This window comes from Caballeronia temeraria, assembly GCF_001544795.2.
Lineage (GTDB): Bacteria > Pseudomonadota > Gammaproteobacteria > Burkholderiales > Burkholderiaceae > Caballeronia > Caballeronia temeraria.
Map to the genome: position 1 here is coordinate 1 of NZ_FCOI02000080.1, position 4,009 is coordinate 4,009.

The window sequence follows — 4,009 nt, forward strand, 5'->3', positions numbered from 1 at the left end:
CGCACGTCGCTAAACGGCTCCAGCAATGCCCATTCTGCAGTTCTGCGTCAACACATTCTATGACACAGTAAGACTAGCTGCCGTTGCTCTAAAATCTGGATGGTATTCCTCTTGGTCGGGTCTTGTCGCCCGGGCCTTGACGAGCGCGTCGCATTTTCCTGGTTCAGCGTGGGAGCAACGGCTTTGGCAGAGGGCTGGGCGGCACCGTGCTAGTGATTTACTTCGCCTTCCAACTCAAGGGCCTTTCGACATCGTGTTCGCCTCGTCATTTAGGCGACCGCTCCGCTCACACAGCGGACCATCATGGTCGGATCAGGCAAGACGTCATGCGCCGAGGTGGCCGCGATCGGCACGATCGCTCAAATGCCCTGTGGCCGGTGCTTCGGCTCGACGCACAGACCAAATGCGCAGCAGCAGGCCGAGGGCACAGTGCATGTCTGAAGGAACGTAGCGGTCGAGCAAGGCCTCCGGCCGAGGTGCCCAACGAAGTAATTGACGAGGGTAGCCGTCAAGGGAGTCGCTGCGCAGAAGGGAACTTTGGGCGTCGAAAAGGAAGTCCTTACGGGCGTGCTGCGCAGCCGCCGGGAGGCGCGTTTCGTTCAAAGAACCGGGAACGAGATCCACGATCAAATTTTGTTCGCGAGCTGCGAAACGTATGTCTTGCCGCTCTGCTTCATGGCTCTCCGTGCCGTCGGGCATCGGCAGGTTAAACGCTCCTCCCCTTGAGCGCTGCCGCGCGATACCTTCGGGTCCTCGACCGCATCGTCATCGTGATTTTCTAACGCGCTTGAATGCCGCCGCTCTCCGGACCAGACGTCTAAGAAGGAATGATCCGTTCGCGCTTCAATTTATCGAAGAGCGCGAAAAACGCATCCGACGTGGGCTGATAATCGAGGAAGCCGGCTTTACGGCTCTTGCTCATGTCAGTCAACACTTCCATCGGACGTCCGAGATCGGCATCCGTATGCCACCACGACACGAGCCTGTCGATATCCGGTTCTTTCAATTGGTAGCGGCCCGCGATGTCCGCCCACTGCCTCTTCGCATCAAGCATGCGATGTTCAAGGGGGCGCGTCTCACCGTCGAAAGGCGCGGGGTCGATGCCGAAATACTGCGCGAGCTGTGACCACATCCATTTCCACCGGAACACGTCGCCATTGACGACGTTGAAGTCCTCGTTGCGCGCGCCGGGCGAGGTGGACGCCCACTCGAGATGCCGCGCGAGCAGGCGCGCGTCGGTCATATCTGTGAGACTGTTCCATTGGGCGACTGACCCAGGAAACACGAACGGCTGCCCCGTTTCCTTGCACAGCGTCGCGTACACGGCGAGCGTGACGCCCATGTTCATCGCGTTGCCGAGCGCGAAACCGATGATCGTATGCGGTCGATGCACGCTCCAGCTGAAGTCATGTCGACGCGCGGCTTCGAATAGCCGGTCTTCCTGCTCGTAGTAGAAGTTATCGACGGGTTGCCGGCCTTGTTCCTCCCGAAACGGCGTGAGCGGGACATTGCCCTGCGCATACGCTTCAAAAGGCCCAAGGTAATGCTTGAGGCCTGTGACGAGCGCCGCGTGTTCGAGCTTGCCGGATGGGCCGAGCGCATCCAGCACGTGGCGGACCATTGCGCCGTTCACTTCGATGTTCTCGCGCTCGGTTGCCTGTCGCGACCATGCGGAAAAGTAGACGTGACTGAAACGCTGCCCTTGCAGCGCATCCTTAACGGATTTCGCGGAAGTGAGGTCGGCGGTGACGGATTCGACGCCGTCGGGCGCTTTTGTGCGTCCGCGCGAGAGACCCGACACCTTCCAGCCTCCGCATGCCAGCAGATGTTGCGCGAGATTGCCGCCGACGATGCCCGTCGCGCCAATGATGAGTGCCCGTTTGTCCATGAAAGTAAATATCGAAAGTAACAGTGTTGGCAGGAAGAATCTGCGGATGCGCGCTTCGCGAGGGGAAGCGAACCATACGCTCTGGAAGGTCCGGCTCTCGGGCCGTGTGCCGTCGAAAGCATACGCCAGCAAGCGATGTACCGCTTCTTGGGAGAGCGCCCTGGGATTGTAGTAGGGAGCCTGCATTGCTGCCGTGGCGGCAGCACGAATATCGATTGAACGAAGGCCTGGCGCATCGAGAGACGCGGGGGCATCGGGCGAGCGGCCAAGGTCGTGTAGCGCGGCGGCGGCTTCTTGCGTTTCCAGTGCCTTGCACAGGCGTTCGTCGGCGGCTGGTACGGCCGGCTGATTGAACGCCATCGAATAAAGCAGAATCACCGCATGGGCTTCCGCGTGCGGCAGATTAAACATTCCGCCGAATGTGGCACAGCTTGTGATGCAATGCCATGCCAACACTGCGCGGCACGGTTTCGCACAGCCAGGCACCATACTGGGCGGCTTCGCGTGCCGAGATATGGTCTGGTTGACTGACGATGCGCGGCAACGCATGTGCGAGGCTGTCTTGCAAACGACACGTTAGGTGTTGATCCGGGTTCACCGCCGTCACGTTCCCGCCGCGGATATGCCTGAAACTGCCGGTCCCGCCCGACATGACGACATCCGCGCCAGGAGGTGGTTCTTGCAAAATCGAGTTGCTTCGTAAGCTTCCTTCGCCAGTCGAGGCTCTGCACGCTGTAAAGTTTGGGGGGAGAGGGGCGCGTGACGTCAGTTCGCTCTGCCACAACCCATTCTGGGGGATCGAAATGGACCGGATTGAACCTAAGGACCTCCCCCATCGCCCGAGCGGCACCTATCGATGTCATCATGGCTGTTGTTACGCAACCTTCAGCGAAGGGGAAAGTCATGGAACAGATTGCTCGCGTTGGTGTGGATCTGGCCAAGAACGTGATGCAGGTCCACGCAGTTGACCGCGCCGAACGTGTCGTTGTACGGAAGGCGATTTCTCGCGAACGGTTCGTGAACTGGTTTGCCAATCGTGAGCCCTGCCTGGTAGCTATGGAAGCGTGCGGCGGTGCCCATTATTGGGCGCGCAAGTTACGCTCGCTCGGACACGATGTCCGGCTCATTCCACCGCAATTCGCTGCCCCCTATCGCAAAGGAGGTCCGCACGTAAAGAATGATGCACAGGATGCCGAGGCAACCTGCGAGGCGGCTAGCCGCCCACAGATGCGCTTCGTGCCGATCAAGTCACCTGCCCAGCAAAGTGTGCTCGTGCTTCACCGCATGCGGACCGGCTTCGTCGAGGAGCGAACCGCACTGGTAAATCGGTTGCGTGGGCTTCTTGCCGAGTTCGGCGTGTCTCTGCCGCAAGGCATCCGATCGTTACAGAAGCACATCGTCGACCGTCTCGAGGACGGTAGCAACGAACTTGCAGGTGCTGCGCGCCAGGCGCTCATACGGGGCTGGACGCAGTGTCAGGCACTGGATCGGGAAATCACATGGCTCGACAAACAGATCGCTGAACACGCCGTCCACGATGAACAGGCGCAACGTTGCATGAAGGTGTGCGGGGTAGGCCCCGTGACCGCATCTGCCGCGGTCGCAACTGTTGTCGATGCGCGGCAATTCAAAAATGGTCGGCAGATGGCAGCCTGGATCGGTACTGTCCCCAGACAGAATAGCAGCGGCGGCAAACAACGGCTCGGACGCATCACCAGGCAAGGCAACGACTATCTGCGAACGTTGCTATATCAGGGCGCGCGTTCCGCCATTCGTACTGCACCCCGACGCGTCGACAGACTCTCTCGCTGGATCGTTCAACTGCAGGCCCCCGTCGGCTATTACAAGACCCTAGTCGCCGTCGCCAACAAGCATGCGCGCATTCTCTGGGCCGTGCTCGCGAAGGGCGAGAAATTCGATCCATCACACGTAGTCGGTACTCCGAGCGCGGTGATCCCCGCAACATACATGTTGGGGGCGACCCGCTTCCGTGGATGGTTAAGCAGTTGAATTTTGAATGGATTGATTCCCTCCGGTTTGGGCGGTGCCGCGAGTTGTCCACGGCCGGTCGGCGGGTCGCCTATTACGACCACGACGCCGGCCGGCGGTGGACAACTCGCC

3 protein-coding genes and 1 pseudogene are annotated in these 4,009 nt (G+C 60.1%); 1 reads left to right on the top strand and 3 read right to left on the bottom strand.

The genetic code is table 11. From position 1 onward, the window contains the following. Positions 1–324 precede the first annotated feature (324 nt). From AWB76_RS41445 to AWB76_RS42975, 3 genes and pseudogenes are all read right to left on the bottom strand, one after another. Complete coding sequence (locus tag AWB76_RS41445; RefSeq protein ID WP_157696337.1) at positions 325–699, bottom strand: hypothetical protein; 375 nt, start codon at positions 697–699, stop codon at positions 325–327. Between the two features lie 118 nt (positions 700–817). Beyond that, positions 818–1,888 carry an SDR family oxidoreductase gene (locus tag AWB76_RS38330; protein ID WP_061165279.1) on the bottom strand — a complete coding sequence of 357 codons (1,071 nt, stop codon included), beginning with the start codon at positions 1,886–1,888 and terminating at the stop codon, positions 818–820. Positions 1,889–2,065: 177 nt separating this feature from the next. After that, a pseudogene (locus AWB76_RS42975) lies at positions 2,066–2,437 on the bottom strand (hypothetical protein); the annotation flags it as partial. A gap of 354 nt (positions 2,438–2,791) precedes the next feature. Here AWB76_RS42975 and AWB76_RS38335 point away from each other — a divergent pair. Further along, positions 2,792–3,898 carry an IS110 family RNA-guided transposase gene (locus tag AWB76_RS38335; protein WP_061165280.1) on the top strand — a complete coding sequence of 369 codons (1,107 nt, stop codon included), beginning with the start codon at positions 2,792–2,794 and terminating at the stop codon, positions 3,896–3,898. Positions 3,899–4,009: the final 111 nt, after the last annotated feature.